Here is a 282-nt window from a genome sequence, read left to right as displayed (position 1 = left end):
AGAGGGACAGCCAACGCGTGGCATTTTTACTATGCGTTGGTTTCGGTGATTACGGTGTTATGCGGTAAGTTGGTAGTAGCGTTGTCTGCCCCTTAAGCGGGCGTTATGCAACTCAGGTAAATTTAGGGGTTCAATCTTTTGGATTTCTCCGGCCATTCGTTTTGTATTGTCGGCAAATGAGCTTTTTTACCTTCAAATCCATGGTGAACTCAAGCCGTAAAACAAGCAAAGTTCTTTGTTTGCCTCAATGAGTTTTGGTGCTGGTTTGGTGCTGAAAGGTGG

It is taken from the genome of Vibrio anguillarum (genome assembly GCF_003390515.1).
GTDB lineage: Bacteria > Pseudomonadota > Gammaproteobacteria > Enterobacterales > Vibrionaceae > Vibrio > Vibrio anguillarum.
Note: the sequence above shows the minus strand (reverse complement) of the source record.